Here is a 16667-nt window from a genome sequence, read left to right as displayed (position 1 = left end):
GAGTCGGCCCGGGGAGGAAGGGGCCCAGGGAGGGGCCGGTCCGTACCGGTCGGTTCGTACGCGAACCGCGGGGCCGACGGGCTGACCGCTTGGGGAGGGGAGGGTGGGGGAGGGGGAGGGCCCCCAAGAGGCTCCGAAGCCCAGCCCCACCGCCCCGCCCTCACCCCAGATGTGTCTCCGCCGCCTCGACCTCTTCGCGCGTGATGCCGAGCAGGTAGAGGACGGTGTCGAGGAAGGGGACGTTCACCGCGGTGTGGGCGGCTTCGCGGACGACCGGTTTGGCGTTGAAGGCGACGCCGAGGCCCGCGGTGTTGAGCATGTCCAGGTCGTTGGCGCCGTCGCCGATGGCGACGGTCTGGGCCAGCGGTACGCCGGCCTGGTGCGCGAAGCTGCGCAGCAGCCGTGCCTTTCCGGCGCGGTCGACGATGTCGCCGGTGACCTTGCCGGTGAACTTGCCGTCCGCGACCTCCAGGGTGTTGGCGGCGGCGAAGTCGAGCCCCAGCTCCTCCTGGAGCGCGTCGGTGACCTGCGTGAATCCGCCGGAGACGACGCCGACCTGGTAGCCGAGCCGCTTGAGGGTGCGGACGAGGGTGCGGGCGCCCGGGGTGAGCCGTACCTCCTTGCGGACCTTCTCCACGACGGAGGCGTCGAGGCCGGCCAGCAGGGCGACCCGGGCGTGCAGCGACTGCTCGAAGTCCAGCTCGCCGCGCATCGCCTGCGCGGTGACCTCGGCGACCTCCGCCTCGCACCCGGCGTGCGCCGCGAACAGTTCGATGACCTCGTCCTGGATCAGCGTCGAGTCGACGTCCATGACGACCAGCCGCTGTGCCCGGCGCTGGAGCCCCGCCGACACCACGGCGACATCGACGCCGAGGAGCGCCGCCTCCGGTGCCAGGACGGAGCGCAGCGCGTCCGTGGCGGCGCCGGAGACCGCGAATTCCACGGCCGTCACCGGGTACTTGGCGAGCCGGAAGATCCGGTCGATGTTGCCCCCGCAGGACGTTATGGCGGCGGTGATCGCGGCGGTGCACTCGGCGGTCAGCGGGTGGCCCAGCACGGTGATGTGGGACCGTCCGGTGCCGCGTGGCCGGTTGTCGCCGCGGCCGGAGATGATCTCCGCCTGGAGGCTCAGCGACTCGGCCCAGCTGTGGACGGTGGCCCGCAGGCCGCCCTCGGAGGCACCGTCGGCCCCGGAGGCGGGCACGGTGACCAGCGCGCACAGCACTATGCGGCCACGGGTCACGACCTGCTCGATGTCCACGACATCGACGGAGTAGGCGGCGAGGGTGTCGAAGAGACCGGCGGTGATGCCGGGCCGGTCCTTCCCGAAGATCTTCACGAGAAGGGTCGGTACGTCATCGCCCGGTACGGCGGTGGCAGGCGGGGTCTGCGATGCGCTCATGGTGCCTTTACGGTAACCGCCCGCCGCGTGAGCCCGTACATCTGTCCGTCGTTCGGACCGCCGCACAGGGCGCCCCGGGCACGGTCCCGGAGCTGCGGTACCGGCGCGCCGCGCGCGCCCGGGGCCGCCCGGGAAAGCCCCGTCCCTGATCGTTATGGACTCGTGTCCGCGCCTGTCCACCGGTCCGTTCCGGCCCTCCCGACGGCTGGAACGGACCGGTCCGGAGCGGCTCGCGGTGCACGGTTTCGCCGCTCCGGTGTGGTTTGACGGGTGCCGTCCGGGCCTTCGCACGGGCGTGCCGTACGCGGGGTGCGCCGGGCCCGCGTCCCGGTTTCCGGTAGGCGGGCCGAGCCTGAAATAGTTCCCCACGATGTTCGCCAACCCTGGATTCCCATACAGGGCGTCACTCGGGGGACTATGTAATGGGGCGTGGAGTGCCTGAACTCGTACTGGAATTGAACGGTAGGACCTGGACGCTCGATCCGTCCCGGTCCTACAGCGTGGGCCGTGATCCGCAGGGCGACATGGTGCTCGACGACGCCAGGGTCTCCTGGCGTCACGCCGTCGTGCGGTGGGCCGGACACAGCTGGGTGATCGAAGACCAGGGCAGCACCAACGGCACGTACGTCCAGGGGCAGCGGATCCAGCGGACGGAGATCGGCGCCGGATCGGCCGTGCACCTGGGCAACGCCACCGATGGTCCGCGGCTCGTGCTGTCGGGCGCCGCCGCACCGGCCGCCGGTGCCTACAGCGCGCCCGCCGCACCGCAGCAGGCCGCAGCCCAGGGCTGGCAGCAGCCGCCCGCGCAGCAGCAGCCGCCCGTCCCGCAGGGCCACCAGCCGCCGGCCGCGCAGCAGCCCTACGTCCCGCAGCAGGCCCAGCAGCAGCCGCCGCCGGCCCGGCAGCCGTCCCCGCAGGCGGGCGGGGGTTCCCGGCAGCCGCAGGGCGACCGCAGCCCCACCACGTTCCACCGGCTGGAAATGGACCGGGTGATGCGCATCGGCCGTGCGCTGGAGAACGAGCTGGTCGTCTCCGACCTCCAGGTCTCCCGCCACCACGCGGAGTTCCACGCCACTCCCGACGGCCGTTTCGAGATCCGCGACCTCGGCAGCCACAACGGCACCTACGTCAACGGTCAGCCGGTCCCCAAGTCCGGCTCCGCCCTCATCGGCCCGAACGACATCATCGGCGTCGGCCACTCCACGTTCCGCCTGGTCGGCGACCGGCTGGAGGAGTTCGTCGACACCGGCGACGTCTCCTTCTCGGCGCGCCACCTGACGGTCACGGTCGACGGCGGCAAGCAGATCCTCAAGGACGTGTCGTTCGGCGTCCCGGAGAAGTCGCTGATCGCCGTCATCGGCCCGTCCGGCTCCGGCAAGTCGACGCTGCTCAAGGCGCTCACCGGCTACCGCCCCGCCAACGAGGGCGATGTCCTCTACGACAACCGGAACCTCTACAAGCAGTTCGCCGAGCTGCGGCAGCGCATCGGTCTGGTCCCGCAGGACGACATCCTCCACAAGGAGCTGACCGTCCAGAAGGCGCTGCGCTACGCCGCCAAGCTCCGCTTCCCCGGCGACACCGCGGAGGCCGAGCGGGAGGCGCGGATCGACGAGGTGCTGCACGAGCTGAAGCTCCATGTGCACCGGGACAAGAAGGTCACCTCGCTCTCCGGTGGTCAGCGCAAGCGCGTCTCGGTCGCCCTGGAGCTGCTGACCAAGCCGTCGCTGATCTTCCTCGACGAGCCGACCTCCGGCCTCGACCCGGGCATGGACCGCGACGTCATGCAGCTGCTGCGCGGTCTCGCCGACGACGGGCGGACCGTCCTGGTCGTCACGCACTCCGTCGCCGAGCTGGGCATCTGCGACAAGCTGCTGGTCATGGCGCCGGGCGGCGGCGTCGCCTACTTCGGCCCGCCCGAGGAGGCGCTGAACTTCTTCCAGTACGACACCTGGGCCGACGTCTTCTCGGCGTTCGAGAACTACCGCGACTACGACTGGATGGGCCGCTGGCGCGGCTCCCCGCACTACCAGATGTACGCGGCGGACATCGACGCGGTCGCTCCGCAGTCGGTGCAGATCCAGGCGCCGCCCGCCCGCGCGCAGCAGTCGCAGAGCTGGGGCTCGCAGCTGTGGACGCTGATGCGCCGCTACGTCTCGGTGCTCGCCTCCGACCGCGGTTTCCTCGTCCTGATGCTGGCGCTGCCCGCCGTCCTCGGCATCGTCTCGATGCTGATCCCCAGCGACTACGGCTTCGGGTACGGACCGGCCAACCGGCACGGCGCGAACCGCGACGCCTCCACGATCATGCTGATCCTCGCGGTCGGTATGTGCTTCTCCGGCGCCGCCAACTCCGTACGTGAGCTGATCAAGGAGCGGGTCATCTACGAGCGCGAACGGGCCACCGGCCTGTCGCGGTCGGCGTATCTGATGTCCAAGGTGATCGTCCTGGGCGTGGCCACCGCCTTCCAGGGCGTGATCATCTCGGTGATCGGTTTCTCCACCCGGACGATGCCCGACGAGGGCGTGCTCTTCCGCAACGCGCCGGGCGTCGAGATGACGCTGGCGATCATCGCGCTCGGTTTCACCTCGATGATGTTCGGCCTGATCATCTCCGCGCTGGTCAAGACCGCCGAGAAGACCATGCCGCTGCTGGTCATGTTCGCCATCGTCCAGGTCGTCTTCACCGGCGTGCTCTTCCAGCTGTTCGACACGCTCGGCGTCGCGCAGTTCTCCTGGCTGATGCCGTCGCGCTGGGCCGTCGCCGCGATGGGCGCGACCGCCGACATGAACCGTCTGCTGCCGTGGGAGCCGGCCAACCCGATCAAGGGGACGCCCGCCAACCCCGATCCGCTGTGGCAGCACCAGCCCGGCGTCTACGTGATGGACATGATCATTCTGATCACGCTCGGCGTCGCCCTCGCCTTCGTCGTGGCGCGCCTGCTGCGCCGCCACGAGCCGGAGGTCATGCGCAAGTGACCCGGCGCGCCCGTGGCGCACCACCGCCGAGGGGCGGCACCCGATCGCGGGTGCCGCCCCTCGGCGGTGCGGACGCGGTCCGGCTCAGTAGGCCGAGTTGACGTTGTCCATCGAGCCGTACTTGTCGGCCGCGTAGTTGCAGGCGGCGGTGATGTTGGCGACCGGGTCGTAGATGTCCCAGGAGGTGCCGTCGACGTGGTACGCCTGGAAGGTCGGGGCGATCACCTGGAGCAGGCCCTTGGAGGGCACGCCGTTGACGGCGTTGATGTCCCAGTTGTTGATGGCCATCGGGTTGCCCGCGGACTCCCGGATGATGTTGCGGTAGATGCCGTCGTACGAGCCGGGGATGCCCTTGCTGTTCATGATGTCGAGGGACTGGCGGATCCAGCCGTCGAGGTTGTTCGCGTAGGTCTTGACCGGCGTCTTCGCGGCGGTGGGCAGCGCGGCGCGGTCGGTGGACCGGCTGGCGGTCCGCTCGGCGGCGCGCTCCTTCGCGGCCTTCGCCTTGGCGGCGGCCTCGGCCTTGGCCTTCGCGGCGGCCTTCGCCTCGGCGGCGGCCTCGGCCTTGCCGGCCTTCGCGGAGGCGTCGGCCTGCTTGGCGATGGTGGCCTGCTGGGTCTGTGCCGCGCTGCCGACGGTGGTGCTGAAGGCGACCGGCTGCACGTTCGCGGCCGTGCTCCGAGCGGTGGTCTGACCGGCGTCCGCGCCCGGTACGACGGTGAAGGCGAGGGCGGCGGCCCCGGCCGCGGCGATGCCGGCGGCGGAGAGCTTGTGGGTCCGCGTCAGGCGGTCAAGGCCGAAAAGGGCGTGCTTGGACATGGCGAAGTAGACCTTCCGATGGGGGACGTCGCAGGGAGCCGTGGTGGCGGAGAACGCCGGGTGGGGACCGCGGCGCCGAGCGACGGGAGCCATTCTTAGCGGCCGTAAATTCGCCGAGCAACGAGGTGACGTACGACCCCGGGTAGTGGAACCCGGGTGCCCGATCTTGCGTCCCGCAGGCGAGAGCCCCAGCTCATACGGGTTTGAGGGGCGACTAAAGAGCGTCGTAGGTGACCTGTGCCCTATGCGCGGCGTCACACCCGGCGGACGTTTACCTCGCCGGGTGTGATCGCAACTGCACAGTATGTGCGGGGGTGGCTGTGGCTCAGACCTCGACCAGCACCTGGTCAAGGGACTTCCGGACCAGATCCGGTACCTCACAGTCCTCCGCCGGGTATCCGACGGGGATCACCGCGAACGCCTTCTCGTTGGCCGGCCGCCCCAGAACCTCCTGGAGGAACCGCATCGGGCTGGGCGTGTGCACCAGCGCCGCCAGCCCCGACAGATGCAGCGCGGACAGCAGCATCCCGACCGCGATGCCCACCGACTCGTCGACGTAGTAGTGCTTGCGCTTGCTGCCGTCCTCGCCCAGCCAGTACCGCTGCTGGAACACCACGATCAGCTGCGGCGCGTCGGTCAGGTGCGGCTTGACCGCGTCCGTCCCCAGCGGGCGCAGCGCGGCCAGCCACTCCTCGCCCAGCCGCCCGTCGTACGAGACGCGCTCCTCCTCTTCCGCCGCCGCCCGGATGCGTCGCCGCACCTCGCCGTCCTTGACCAGCACGAACGTCCACGGCTGCTGATGCGCCCCGGACGGTGCGGTGGCCGCACAGGCGATGGCGTCCCGTACGACCTGCTCGGGCACCGGATCGGTGGAGAACTGCCGCACGGTCCGCCGGCCGTCCATCCGCTCCCGCAGCTGAGCCGCGCGGGCGAGCGACTCCGCCGCCGGTATGCGCGCGGGCCGGTACGGAACGGTCCGGTAGGGGTCGCCGTGGGTCGGGGTCCAGGTCCTCGTCGGTTGTGTCATGCGCCGAGTCTGGAACCGGGCGCGGCCCTCAGGGGCGCGGACCGCCGAATCCGCGGACTTCGGCGCGATCCGCGTGGTCGGAGCAGGCACGGGTCCCCGAAGGAGAAACACAGTGCCCCTATATAGGGGACTCAGGGGCATTCAGGGTGAGTGCGAAAAATGAGTGGCATGTCCCTTATGTGAAGAGGGGGCGCGTGAGTCCGCGCCGTCCTCCGCCGGCGCGCGACCGTATCCCGTACGGGACATGCCTAGCGCGCCGCGGCAGCCGTACCCGGACCTACGCCCCGGCCGGTCCTCCGGGCGTAGGTCCGCAGGCCGAGGACCTACGCGGCGGTGGACCGATACCTCCCCCGCCGGGCGCCGGTACCGTGAAGCCATGACCAACGGACCGGGAGCCGGAATCCCCGCGGTGAGCAGCGCGATCCTCGCGATGAGCCGGCACCTGGAGGTGCGGGACGTCCTCAAGACGATCGTCGCCTCGGCCCGGGAACTGCTCGACGCCGAATACGCCGCCCTCGGCGTGCCCGACGACCACGGCGGCTTCGCGCAGTTCGTGGTGGACGGCGTCAGCGAGGAGCAGTGGAAGGCCATCGGCCCGCTGCCGCGCCAGCACGGCATCCTCGCCGCGATGCTGCACCACGCCACCCCCGAGCGCCTCGCGGACGTCCGCGAGGACCCCCGCTTCGGCGGCTGGCCCGCCGCCCACCCCGACATGTCCGACTTCCTCGGCCTGCCCGTCGCCGACGGCGACGAGATCCTCGGCGCCCTCTTCCTCGCCAACAAACGCTGCCCCAAACCGGCCGGGAGCTGCGGCTTCACCGCCGAGGACGAACGCCTGCTGGGCATACTCGCCCAGCACGCCGCCATCGCCCTCACCAACGCCCGCCTCTACGAACGCAGCCGCGAGCTGACCATCGCCGGGGAACGCGCCCGCCTCGCCCACGAACTGCACGACGCCGTCGCCCAGAAACTCTTCTCGCTCCGGCTCACCGCCCAGGCGGCCACCGCGCTCGTCGACCGCGACCCGAGCCGCGCCAAGGACGAACTGCACCAGGTCGCAGCCCTCGCCGCCGAAGCCGCCGACGAACTGCGCGCCGCCGTCGTCGAACTGCGGCCCGCCGCCCTCGACGAGGACGGACTCGTCGCCACCCTCCGCTCCCAGGCCCAGGTCCTGGACCGCGCGCACACCGCCCAGGTCACGTTCGACGCACACTGCGTCCGCGCCCTGCCCTCCTCCCAGGAGGAGGCGCTGCTCCGCGTCGCCCAGGAGGCGCTGCACAACGCGCTGCGGCACAGCGGCGCCGAACGCGTCGAGGTCACCCTCGCCCGGCACGGCCAGGGCGCGCTCCTCAAGGTCGCCGACGACGGCTGCGGATTCGACCCCGGCGCGGTCCGCACGGCCGGCCGCCACCTGGGCCTGGTGTCCATGCGCGACCGCGCCAACGGCGTCGGCGGCGTACTCACCGTGACATCGGAGCCCGGCAAGGGCACCGCTGTGGAGATGGAGGTGCCCGGTGGCTGAGCACGCCGGAATCGGCAACCACGACGGACAGGGCGGTGCCCGCGCCCGGCGGCACGCCCCGCCGGGCGGTGCCCCCGCCCCCTCCGGCGCCGACGAGCAGCCCGCGGAGCCCACAGGCGCCACCGCGACCATCCGGGTGCTGCTCGTCGACGACCACCAGGTCGTCCGCCGCGGCCTGCGGACGTTCCTGGAGATCCAGGACGACATCGAGGTCGTGGGTGAGGCGGCCGACGGGACGGAAGGCATCGCCGCCGCCGAACGGCTGCGCCCCGACGTCGTCCTGATGGACGTCAAGATGCCCGGCACCGACGGCATCGAGGCCCTGCGCACCCTGCGTGAACTGGCCAACCCCGCGCGGGTGTTGATCGTCACCAGCTTCACCGAACAGCGCACCGTCGTCCCCGCCCTGCGCGCCGGGGCCGCCGGATACGTCTACAAGGACATCGACCCGGAGGCGCTGGCCGGCGCCATCCGCTCCGTCCACGCCGGGCACGTCCTGCTGCAGCCGGAGGTGGCCGGTGCCCTCCTCACCCAGGACGAGGGCACGGGCGGCCAGGGCCGCGGCACCACACTCACCGAGCGGGAGAGCGAGGTGCTGGGCCTGATCGCCGACGGACGCTCCAACCGCGAGATCGCCCGCGCACTCGTCCTCTCCGAGAAGACCGTCAAGACCCACGTCTCCAACATCCTCATGAAGCTGGACCTCGCCGACCGCACCCAGGCCGCCCTCTGGGCCGTCCGCCACGGCATCGGCGCCTGAACGCCCCGGAGCCGGGCCCCGCCACCGGGGCCCGGCCCCGCCCTATTTGCCCGCCGGAGCCCGGCCCCGCCACCTGAGAGCCCGGCCCGGCCCTGCCCGCCGGAGCCCGGCTCCGCCCTACCTGCCCGCCGGAGCCCGGCCCCGCCACCGGGGCCCGGCCCCGCCACCGGAGCCCGGCGCGCACCGGTGTCCGGGCCCGGTCCGCACCGACGTCCGGTCGTGCCGGGCCCGGGTGCCACCCCGATCCACGGCAGGCCCCGGCCCGTACGCAGCCCGATCCGCTACGAGCCCGCTCCGCCGTACCGAACAGCTCCGGGGCGCGGGCCGTGCCACGCCCCGGGGCACCACGGCCTCACCCCCGCCGCTCCCGCTCCTCCACCGCCGCGTTGTACGCCGCGACCTGCGCCCGCCGGGCCGTACGCTCCACCGGGCGCAGCGCCTGCGCACGGGCCGCGATCTCCGACGAACTGACCGCGCCGCCGTGCTCCCGGCCGTCCCCGCCCGCGCTCCGGGCGATGGCGATCAGCGCCCCGACCCGCTGCGCCAGCTCCAGCACCCGTACCGCACGCGGCGGATACCCGGGTGCCAGCACCTGCCGCCCGGCCTCGGACCGCGCCCGGTACGCCTCCAGCGCCGCCTGCGCCACCGGCCCGGAACCGGCCACGTCCAGCCGGGTCAGCGCCTCGGTCGCCTCCCGCAGCGCCTCCGCCAGCTCCCGCTCCGCCTCGCCCAGCGACGGCACGTCGGCGGGCGGCGCCTCCCGTACCGGCAGGCATTCCCACACCACCTCGACGTGCACATCCAGCCCGGCGCCGCCCTCCGGCCCGGCCCGGTGTATCCCGGGCACCAGCCCCACCCCGGCGCCCGTCGCCAGCACCGCCTCACCGGCGTCCAGCGCGCGGGCGTTGAACTCCGGCGGACCGCTCAGCCCCAGCGGATGCCCCGGCGCGGGCAGTGCGACCCGCAGCCCCACCGCACCCATGGCCCGCAGGCGGCCGAGCGCCAGCGTCAGCCCCACCGGCGCGGACTCACCCGGCAGACCGCGCACCCGGTGCACGGCGTCGTCGTCCGCGATCCGCTCCGCGGCGTCATCAAGCGAGACAAGTCCGGCCAAAAGGGCATTTCCCCATGCCGCCAGCCGTCCCGAACGAGGTTCATCGAGCATGGTCCCCAGCCTAGGGAACGGCACTGACAACGAGTGGCGTAGGTTTGCAGGGGGGAGGCGCCCACAGGCGCCGTGACGACCGAGAAGCAATGGGAGACAGGGCACTCATGAGCGATGTGCTGGAGCTGGTGGACGTATCCGTGGTCCGCGAAGGGCGGGCTCTGGTGGACCAGGTCTCCTGGTCGGTGAAGGAGGGTGAGCGCTGGGTCATCCTCGGCCCCAACGGCGCCGGCAAGACCACCCTGCTCAACCTCGCCTCCAGCTACCTCTTCCCCACCAAGGGCAGCGCCACCATCCTCGGCGAGCGCCTCGGCAAGGTCGACGTCTTCGACCTCCGCCCCCGCATCGGCATCGCCGGAATCGCCCTCGCCGACAAGCTCCCCCGCAGCCAGACCGTCCTGCAGACCGTTCTCACCGCCGCCTACGGCATGACCGCCCACTGGCAGGAGAACTACGAGGACATCGACGAGCAGCGCGCCCGCGCCTTCCTCGACCGCCTCGGCATGACCGAGTACCTCGACCGGAAGTTCGGCACCCTCTCCGAGGGCGAGCGCAAGCGGACCCTCATCGCGCGCGCCATGATGACCGACCCCGAGCTGCTCCTCCTCGACGAGCCCGCCGCCGGACTCGACCTCGGTGGCCGCGAGGACCTCGTCCGCCGCCTGGGCCGCCTCGCCCGCGACCCGTACGCCCCCTCGATGGTGATGGTCACCCATCACGTCGAGGAGATCGCGCCCGGCTTCACCCACGTCCTGATGATCCGTCAGGGCAAGGTGCTCGCCGCCGGCCCCCTCGAACTCGAACTGACCTCGGCCAACCTCTCCCGCTGCTTCGGCCTCCCGCTCATCGTCGAGCGGAACGGCAGCGACCGCTGGACCGCCCAGGGACTGCCCCTTTCCTGACGCTTTACGCCCTGTTCCCGCGGAGCGCCCCCGCCCTACCATGAAGCGGTGGACGCATGGGTGTGGTGGCTGATCGCCGCCGTGGGACTGGGAATTCCGCTCGTCGTGACCGCGATGCCCGAGTTCGGGATGTTCGCGGTCGGCGCCGTCGCAAGTGCCGTCACCGCAGCGCTCGGTGGCGGCACCGTCATACAGTTCCTCGTCTTCGCCGCGGTCTCCGTCGCACTCGTCGCTGTGGTCCGCCCCCTCGCCAACCGCCACCGGACCCAGCGGCCCGGCTTCGCCTCCGGCATCGACGCGCTCAAGGGCAGGAGCGCCACCGTCCTGGAGCGCGTCGACGGCGCGGGCGGCCGCATCAAGCTCGGCGGCGAGATCTGGTCGGCCCGCGCCCTTGACGGCGACCGCGCCTACGAACCCGGAACGCAGGTCGACGTCGTGGAGATCGAAGGCGCCACCGCCGTGGTGCTCTGACCGGAAAACGTTGTGGTCATCTGACCGGAACGCGCTGACGACCCACCACGAGTCTGAAAGACTCGATCAACACCCAAGCCGGCCACGGCCGGAGGACCAGACGAAGGGCACGGGAGCTGCAGTGGCACCGATCATCATCGTCCTGATCATCCTGGTGGTGCTCGTGTTCATCGCACTCATCAAGACGATCCAGGTCATTCCCCAGGCGAGCGCCGCCATCGTCGAGCGCTTCGGCCGCTACACCCGCACCCTCAACGCGGGCCTCAACATCGTCGTCCCGTTCATCGACACGATCCGCAACCGCATCGACCTCCGCGAACAGGTCGTGCCGTTCCCGCCGCAGCCGGTGATCACCCAGGACAACCTCGTCGTCAACATCGACACCGTCATCTACTACCAGGTCACCGACGCCCGCGCCGCGACCTACGAAGTCGCCAGCTACATCCAGGCGATCGAGCAGCTGACGGTCACCACCCTCCGCAACATCATCGGCGGCATGGACCTGGAGCGCACGCTCACCTCCCGTGAGGAGATCAACGCGGCCCTCCGCGGCGTCCTCGACGAGGCCACCGGCAAGTGGGGCATCCGCGTCAACCGCGTCGAGCTGAAGGCCATCGAGCCGCCGACCTCCATCCAGGACTCGATGGAGAAGCAGATGCGCGCCGACCGTGACAAGCGCGCCTCCATCCTCCAGGCCGAAGGTGTCCGCCAGTCCCAGATCCTCACCGCCGAGGGCGAGAAGCAGTCCTCCATCCTCCGCGCCGAGGGTGAGGCCAAGGCCGCCGCGCTCCGCGCCGAGGGTGAGGCCCAGGCGATCCGTACGGTCTTCGAGTCCATCCACGCCGGCGACCCGGACCAGAAGCTGCTGTCGTACCAGTACCTCCAGATGCTCCCGAAGATCGCCGAAGGCGACGCCAACAAGCTCTGGATCGTGCCCAGCGAGATCGGCGACGCCCTCAAGGGCCTCGGCGGCGCCCTCGGCAACTTCACCCCCGGCGGCGGCAAGAGCGACCCGCTCGTCAAGTCCCCGACGCCCCGCCAGGCACCGCCCATCGACTGACGCACCCGCACTCAGGGGGTGTCTCCCCGGTCGCACGGACCGGGAAGACACCCCCTGCTGCATGATCGACCACAGCCGCACCGCACCGATACGGGGGGACCGCGTGACCACCTGGGAAGCACTCGCCGTCCTCGCCGCGGGCCTCGGCGCCGGAACCATCAACACCGTCGTCGGCTCCGGCACCCTCATCACCTTCCCGGTGCTGCTGGCCGTCGGGCTGCCGCCGATCACCGCGAACGTCTCCAACTCCCTGGGCCTCGTGCCCGGTTCGCTCAGCGGCGCCTTCGGCTACCGCCGCGAACTGACCGGCCAGCGCTCCCGCATCCTCCGCTTCGGCACCGCGGCCCTCCTCGGCGGCGCCACCGGCGCGGCCTTGCTCCTCGCGCTGCCGTCCGACGCCTTCGACGCGATCGTGCCCGTCCTCATCGGCATCGCGCTCGTCCTCGTCGTCGTCCAGCCCCGCCTCGCCGCGGCGCTCCGCGCCCGCCGCGCCCGCAACGGCACCACACCCCGCCGCGACGGCGGCCCCGTCCTCCTCGCCGGACTGACCCTCGCCAGCGCCTACGGCGGCTACTTCGGCGCCGCCCAGGGCGTCCTCTACCTCTCGATGACGGGCCTGGCACTCGACGAGGACCTGCAGCGGCTCAACGCCCTCAAGAACGTCCTCACCCTGCTCGTCAACGCCGTCGCCGCCGTACTCTTCCTCTTCGTCGCCCACTTCGACTGGACGGCCGTCGCGCTGCTCGCCGCCGGCTCCGCCCTCGGCGGCCGGATCGGCGCGCTCCTCGGCCGCCGGCTGCCGCCCGTCGTCCTGCGGGCCGTCATCGTCGTCGTCGGCGTGGTGGCCATCGTCCAGCTCGTCCGCTGAGACAGCCGCCCCGCGGAGAGGCCGGACGACGGCCACCCGGACCTGCGCTCATGCCGCAGGCGACGCCCAGCCCGGCAACTCCTCGCGCACGGACACCCCGAGCGCCGACAGCATCGCCTCCGCGGGCGTCGGCTCGAACGGCCGCCGCAGCAGCCGCATCCCGGCCTGCTCCGGCGTACGGTCCGCCTTCCGGTGGTTGTCCTCCGCGCACGAGGCGACCGTATTCAGCCAGGTGTCCTCACCGCCGTGCGACCGCGGCACGACGTGATCGACGGTCGTCGCCCGCCGCCCGCAGTACGCACACCGGTACTGATCCCGCACCAGCACGCCCCGCCGCGACCACGGAGCCCATCTTCGGAACGGCACCCGTACGTACCGGCTGAGCCGGATCACCTGAGGCACCGGCACCTCCACCGAGGCGGCCCGCATCCGCAATCCCGGGTGGGCGTGCTCGACGACGGCCTTCTCCTGCATCACCAGCACCACGGCCCGATGCGACGTCACCGTCGACAGCGGTTCGAAGCTCGCGTTGAGCACCAACGTCTCCCGCATCCCGCCCACCTCCCGGCCGTTCGCCCCCGCGGCGAAGTGGCTCCACTGTGCAGGGGAAGCATTTCCCGCCACAACGCAATTTCCCCATGCCACAAGGGAAATGACGGGTAATCGGCGAACGAAGGAAAGGCGCCGCACGCACGCGCGAAGAGGGCCCGGAACACCACGGGCGACAAGTCCGTACGGGAGACCGGGCGCGGCCCGGAGAAGCGCACTCCACGGACAGGGGGGTGCGCCCCGGATCCCACCCCCGTGTACCTCTCGGATCCGGAGCGTACGGCCGGCGAGGCGACCGGACGCACCACGCGCCCGGCCTCCGGCGAACGGGGGGCGACACACCTGCGCCCCGGCGCTCCCGCCGCGGCGGTACCGGCTGCCCGGCGACTCGAACGAGCCGCCGACCGGAACCACCCTGCGTGCGAGGAACACCGGGGCGCAACGCAATTACGGGCCTCAGCCCTCCGCGGGCACCTCGAACTCGGCCACCAACTGGGCCCGTCCGAGCGTGTGGAACCGCAGGTTGAAACCGACCACCGCGGGCGACGCGTCGCCGTCGGGACCGAGCTTCTCCTGGTCGACGGCGTACACCGTGAAGACGTACCGGTGCGGGCCGTCCCCCGGAGGCGGCGCCGCGCCGCCGAAGTCCCGCGTCCCGTAGTCGTTACGGACGTGGACCGCGCCCTCGGGCAGACCCTTCATCTCACCGGACCCGGCACCCGCCGGCAGCTCCGTCACCGACGCCGGGATGTCGAACACCGACCAGTGCCAGAACCCGCTGCCGGTCGGCGCGTCCGGATCGAAGCAGGTGACGGCGTAACTCTTCGTCCCCGCGGGCGCGCCCTCCCACCGCAGCTGCGGCGAACGGTTGCCCTCGGCGTACACCTGCGCGGAACCCAGCGTCCCGCCCGGTGCCACCTCGTCGCTCAGCACCGTGAACTCCGGTACCGGCGGGTGGAAATCGTGCGGGAGCGGCCGCCGCTTCAGCTCGGACACCTCGACACCTCCTGGTCGCTTGCTGACACTGTCCGGCCAGGTTAGAGCCAGTTCCGCTTCCCGCCGACCTCGGCCAGCCAGTGGTGGAGATACCCCGCCCAATCGGTCTGCTGGTAGTCGTGCAGCCCCACCGTGAACGACCGGTACGTGTCCGACCCGTCGCTGATCAGCCCGCCCTTCTTGTCCATCTCCAGCACCACGTCCATCTCCCGGTCGTCGGCGACGAACGACAGCTCGACCTCGTTGAGCCCGCGGTACTGCTGCGGCGCGGAGAACTCGATCTCCTGGTAGAACGGCAGCCGCTGCCGCGTCCCCCGGATGTGCCCCTGCTCCAGATCGGCCGCCTTGAAGCGGAAACCGAGCTGCCCGAACGCGTCCAGGATCGCCTGCTGCGCCGGAAGCGGGTGCACGTTCACCGGGTCGAGGTCCCCGGAGTCCACCGCCCGCGCGATGGCCAGCTCGGTCGTCACCCCGACGCTCATCCCGCGCAGATGCTGCCCGAGGAACGTGGTGATCGGCGTCTCCCAGGGAATCTCCAGCCCGAACGGCACGGTGTGCGCCGCACCGGCCTGCACCTGGAACGCCCCGCCGAGCTGCACCGACGTGAACTCGATGTTCCGCTTGACCTCCTCCTCGCCGCTCTCCACCTCGACGCGCGCCTGCAGCCCGACCGACAGCCCCTGGATGTCCTGGGCCACCGATCCGCCCTGGATCTGCACCTCGCCCTGGACGACGCCACCGGGCACGACGTTCTCCTCGAAGAGAACCGTCTCCACCGACGCGCCTCCGGCCCCCAAGCTCGCCAGCAGCTTCTTGAACCCCATGTCCGTCCTCCCCAGGCCCGACGCCTGACCTCGTTCCGGCAGCCGCGATCACGGCTCGCCGCTGTCAACGGAAACCGGCGGCCGCCGGTTCCCCCGCCCTAGCCTCCCAAGGGCGCCCGCCCACGCCACGCCGCCCCCCTCTTCCCTGCACTACTCTCGGCGCACATGACCGACGTACCGGAACGTATGCCGCTCACCCACGCCTTCTTCGACCGTCCCGTCCTGGAGGTCGCCCCCGACCTCCTCGGCCGCACCCTCGTGCGCACCACCCCGGACGGCCCGATCGAACTGCGCCTCACCGAGGTGGAGGCATACGACGGCGACCGCGACCCCGGCTCGCACGCCTACCGCGGCCGCACCGCGCGCAACGCCTCGATGTTCGGCCCGCCCGGCCACGCGTACGTCTACTTCATCTACGGCATGTGGTTCAGCCTGAACTTCGTCTGCGGTCCCGAGCACCACGCGAGCGGAGTCCTGCTCCGCGCCGGCGAGATCCTCACGGGTACGGAGCTGGCCCACGCCCGCCGCCCCAAGGCCCGCCGCCCCCACGAACTGGCCCAGGGCCCGGCCCGCCTCGCCACCGCCCTCGACATCGACCGCACCCTCGACGGCACCGACCTCTGTACCGGCCCCGGCGCCCCCCTCACCGTCCTGCACGGCAGTCCGCCGGCCCCGGAGCGCGTACGGAGCGGTCCCCGCACGGGAGTGGGCGGCGAGGGCGCGGCCCATCCGTGGCGCTACTGGATCGACGACGAGCCGACGGTCAGCCGCTACCGACCGCACGTGCCGCGCCGCCGCACCGCCAGGGCCACGTGACCCGCACCTCAGCTCCTTGACGCAGCCACCTCGAACGTCTAACGTGGCCCGAGCCGCTGGACAAGGGCAGCGCTATCTGCGCAGCCGGTCAGCGGCACCACCACTACCCAAGCACGATTCCCCAAACGGGGTCATTTTGGCGTTGCCGAAATTCGACCGCGTCGCTCGATTATGAGCCGTCCGGGAATTCCGCTAAAGTAGTGACCCGCCAAGGCCCGCAAACGAAAGTGCGCAGGCCGAAGCAAACCCTCCGACGGGTAATCGGAAACGAATTCGGGCCGGAAACGGCGAGAATCGGATCTGCTAGAGTCGGAAAGGCCGGAAAGCGAAAGCCGAAGGCCACCCCGCCTCCCACCGGGGACCGGAAACGCCCAGCGGATCTGGTAACGTGGGAAACGCGGAAAGCCGAAAGGCCGGACCGCACCGGCGAAAATCAGGACCGAAAGGATCTGATAGAGTCGGAAACGCAAGACCGAAGGGAAGCGCCCGGAGAGCCTGGTGAAACAGGCAC

Annotated in this window: 15 protein-coding genes; 8 read left to right on the top strand and 7 right to left on the bottom strand. The window is 71.5% G+C overall.

Going from position 1 to position 16667, the window contains the following annotated elements; translation table 11 throughout:
- Nucleotides 1-160 precede the first annotated feature (160 nt).
- Complete coding sequence (gene serB, locus ACZ4M8_RS00075; RefSeq protein ID WP_467601784.1) at nucleotides 161-1402, bottom strand: phosphoserine phosphatase SerB; 1242 nt, start codon at nucleotides 1400-1402, stop codon at nucleotides 161-163.
- Nucleotides 1403-1824: 422 nt separating this feature from the next.
- On the opposite strand from serB, the gene ACZ4M8_RS00070 reads away from it, so the two are divergent.
- Nucleotides 1825-4377 (top strand): ABC transporter ATP-binding protein/permease, encoded by a 2553-nt coding sequence (locus ACZ4M8_RS00070; protein ID WP_467601781.1) that lies wholly within the window; start codon nucleotides 1825-1827, stop codon nucleotides 4375-4377.
- A gap of 84 nt (nucleotides 4378-4461) precedes the next feature.
- On the opposite strand, the gene ACZ4M8_RS00065 is transcribed toward ACZ4M8_RS00070, so the two are convergent.
- Complete coding sequence (locus tag ACZ4M8_RS00065) at nucleotides 4462-5196, bottom strand: transglycosylase SLT domain-containing protein (RefSeq protein WP_467601778.1); 735 nt, start codon at nucleotides 5194-5196, stop codon at nucleotides 4462-4464.
- 325 nt (nucleotides 5197-5521) lie between these two features.
- Complete coding sequence (locus tag ACZ4M8_RS00060; RefSeq protein WP_467601775.1) at nucleotides 5522-6223, bottom strand: nitroreductase family protein; 702 nt, start codon at nucleotides 6221-6223, stop codon at nucleotides 5522-5524.
- Between the two features lie 376 nt (nucleotides 6224-6599).
- Here ACZ4M8_RS00060 and ACZ4M8_RS00055 point away from each other — a divergent pair, with 376 nt between their 5' ends.
- Nucleotides 6600-7745: a GAF domain-containing sensor histidine kinase gene (locus tag ACZ4M8_RS00055; RefSeq protein WP_467601772.1), complete on the top strand. Its 1146-nt coding sequence runs from the start codon at nucleotides 6600-6602 to the stop codon at nucleotides 7743-7745.
- 130 nt (nucleotides 7746-7875) lie between these two features.
- A complete protein-coding gene (locus tag ACZ4M8_RS00050) occupies nucleotides 7876-8505 on the top strand; it encodes a response regulator (RefSeq protein WP_467603405.1) in 630 nt (209 codons plus the stop codon).
- A 352-nt stretch (nucleotides 8506-8857) separates the two neighbouring features.
- On the opposite strand, the gene ACZ4M8_RS00045 is transcribed toward ACZ4M8_RS00050, so the two are convergent.
- Nucleotides 8858-9670 carry a hypothetical protein gene (locus ACZ4M8_RS00045; protein ID WP_467601769.1) on the bottom strand — a complete coding sequence of 271 codons (813 nt, stop codon included), beginning with the start codon at nucleotides 9668-9670 and terminating at the stop codon, nucleotides 8858-8860.
- A gap of 89 nt (nucleotides 9671-9759) precedes the next feature.
- Between ACZ4M8_RS00045 and ACZ4M8_RS00040 the strand changes: the two genes are divergently transcribed.
- The 4 genes from ACZ4M8_RS00040 to ACZ4M8_RS00025 all read left to right on the top strand — a co-directional run bounded on the left by ACZ4M8_RS00040 (nucleotide 9760) and on the right by ACZ4M8_RS00025 (nucleotide 12971).
- The gene (locus ACZ4M8_RS00040) at nucleotides 9760-10572 is read left to right on the top strand and encodes an ABC transporter ATP-binding protein (protein WP_399092940.1); all 813 of its coding nucleotides are present in this window, start codon (nucleotides 9760-9762) and stop codon (nucleotides 10570-10572) included.
- A 60-nt stretch (nucleotides 10573-10632) separates the two neighbouring features.
- On the top strand, nucleotides 10633-11043 hold the full coding sequence (locus ACZ4M8_RS00035) for an NfeD family protein (RefSeq protein ID WP_467603404.1): 411 nt from the start codon (nucleotides 10633-10635) through the stop codon (nucleotides 11041-11043).
- A 121-nt stretch (nucleotides 11044-11164) separates the two neighbouring features.
- The gene (locus tag ACZ4M8_RS00030; RefSeq protein WP_399092943.1) at nucleotides 11165-12103 is read left to right on the top strand and encodes an SPFH domain-containing protein; all 939 of its coding nucleotides are present in this window, start codon (nucleotides 11165-11167) and stop codon (nucleotides 12101-12103) included.
- Between the two features lie 103 nt (nucleotides 12104-12206).
- Complete coding sequence (locus tag ACZ4M8_RS00025; protein WP_467603403.1) at nucleotides 12207-12971, top strand: sulfite exporter TauE/SafE family protein; 765 nt, start codon at nucleotides 12207-12209, stop codon at nucleotides 12969-12971.
- A gap of 48 nt (nucleotides 12972-13019) precedes the next feature.
- Here the strand turns inward: ACZ4M8_RS00025 and ACZ4M8_RS00020 are convergent, their stop codons facing one another.
- From ACZ4M8_RS00020 to ACZ4M8_RS00010, 3 genes are all read right to left on the bottom strand, one after another.
- Nucleotides 13020-13523 carry an HNH endonuclease gene (locus ACZ4M8_RS00020; protein ID WP_399092949.1) on the bottom strand — a complete coding sequence of 168 codons (504 nt, stop codon included), beginning with the start codon at nucleotides 13521-13523 and terminating at the stop codon, nucleotides 13020-13022.
- A 453-nt stretch (nucleotides 13524-13976) separates the two neighbouring features.
- Nucleotides 13977-14516 (bottom strand): YbhB/YbcL family Raf kinase inhibitor-like protein, encoded by a 540-nt coding sequence (locus ACZ4M8_RS00015; protein WP_467601764.1) that lies wholly within the window; start codon nucleotides 14514-14516, stop codon nucleotides 13977-13979.
- A 41-nt stretch (nucleotides 14517-14557) separates the two neighbouring features.
- The gene (locus ACZ4M8_RS00010; RefSeq protein ID WP_467601761.1) at nucleotides 14558-15340 is read right to left on the bottom strand and encodes a sporulation protein; all 783 of its coding nucleotides are present in this window, start codon (nucleotides 15338-15340) and stop codon (nucleotides 14558-14560) included.
- A 165-nt stretch (nucleotides 15341-15505) separates the two neighbouring features.
- Between ACZ4M8_RS00010 and ACZ4M8_RS00005 the strand changes: the two genes are divergently transcribed.
- Entirely contained in the window at nucleotides 15506-16156 is a 651-nt protein-coding gene (locus ACZ4M8_RS00005; RefSeq protein ID WP_467601758.1) for a DNA-3-methyladenine glycosylase, read from the top strand.
- Nucleotides 16157-16667: the final 511 nt, after the last annotated feature.

The sequence above is a fragment of the Streptomyces sp. NPDC027185 genome (assembly GCF_055567035.1).
This window is presented reverse-complemented; position numbering and strand designations above follow the sequence as displayed.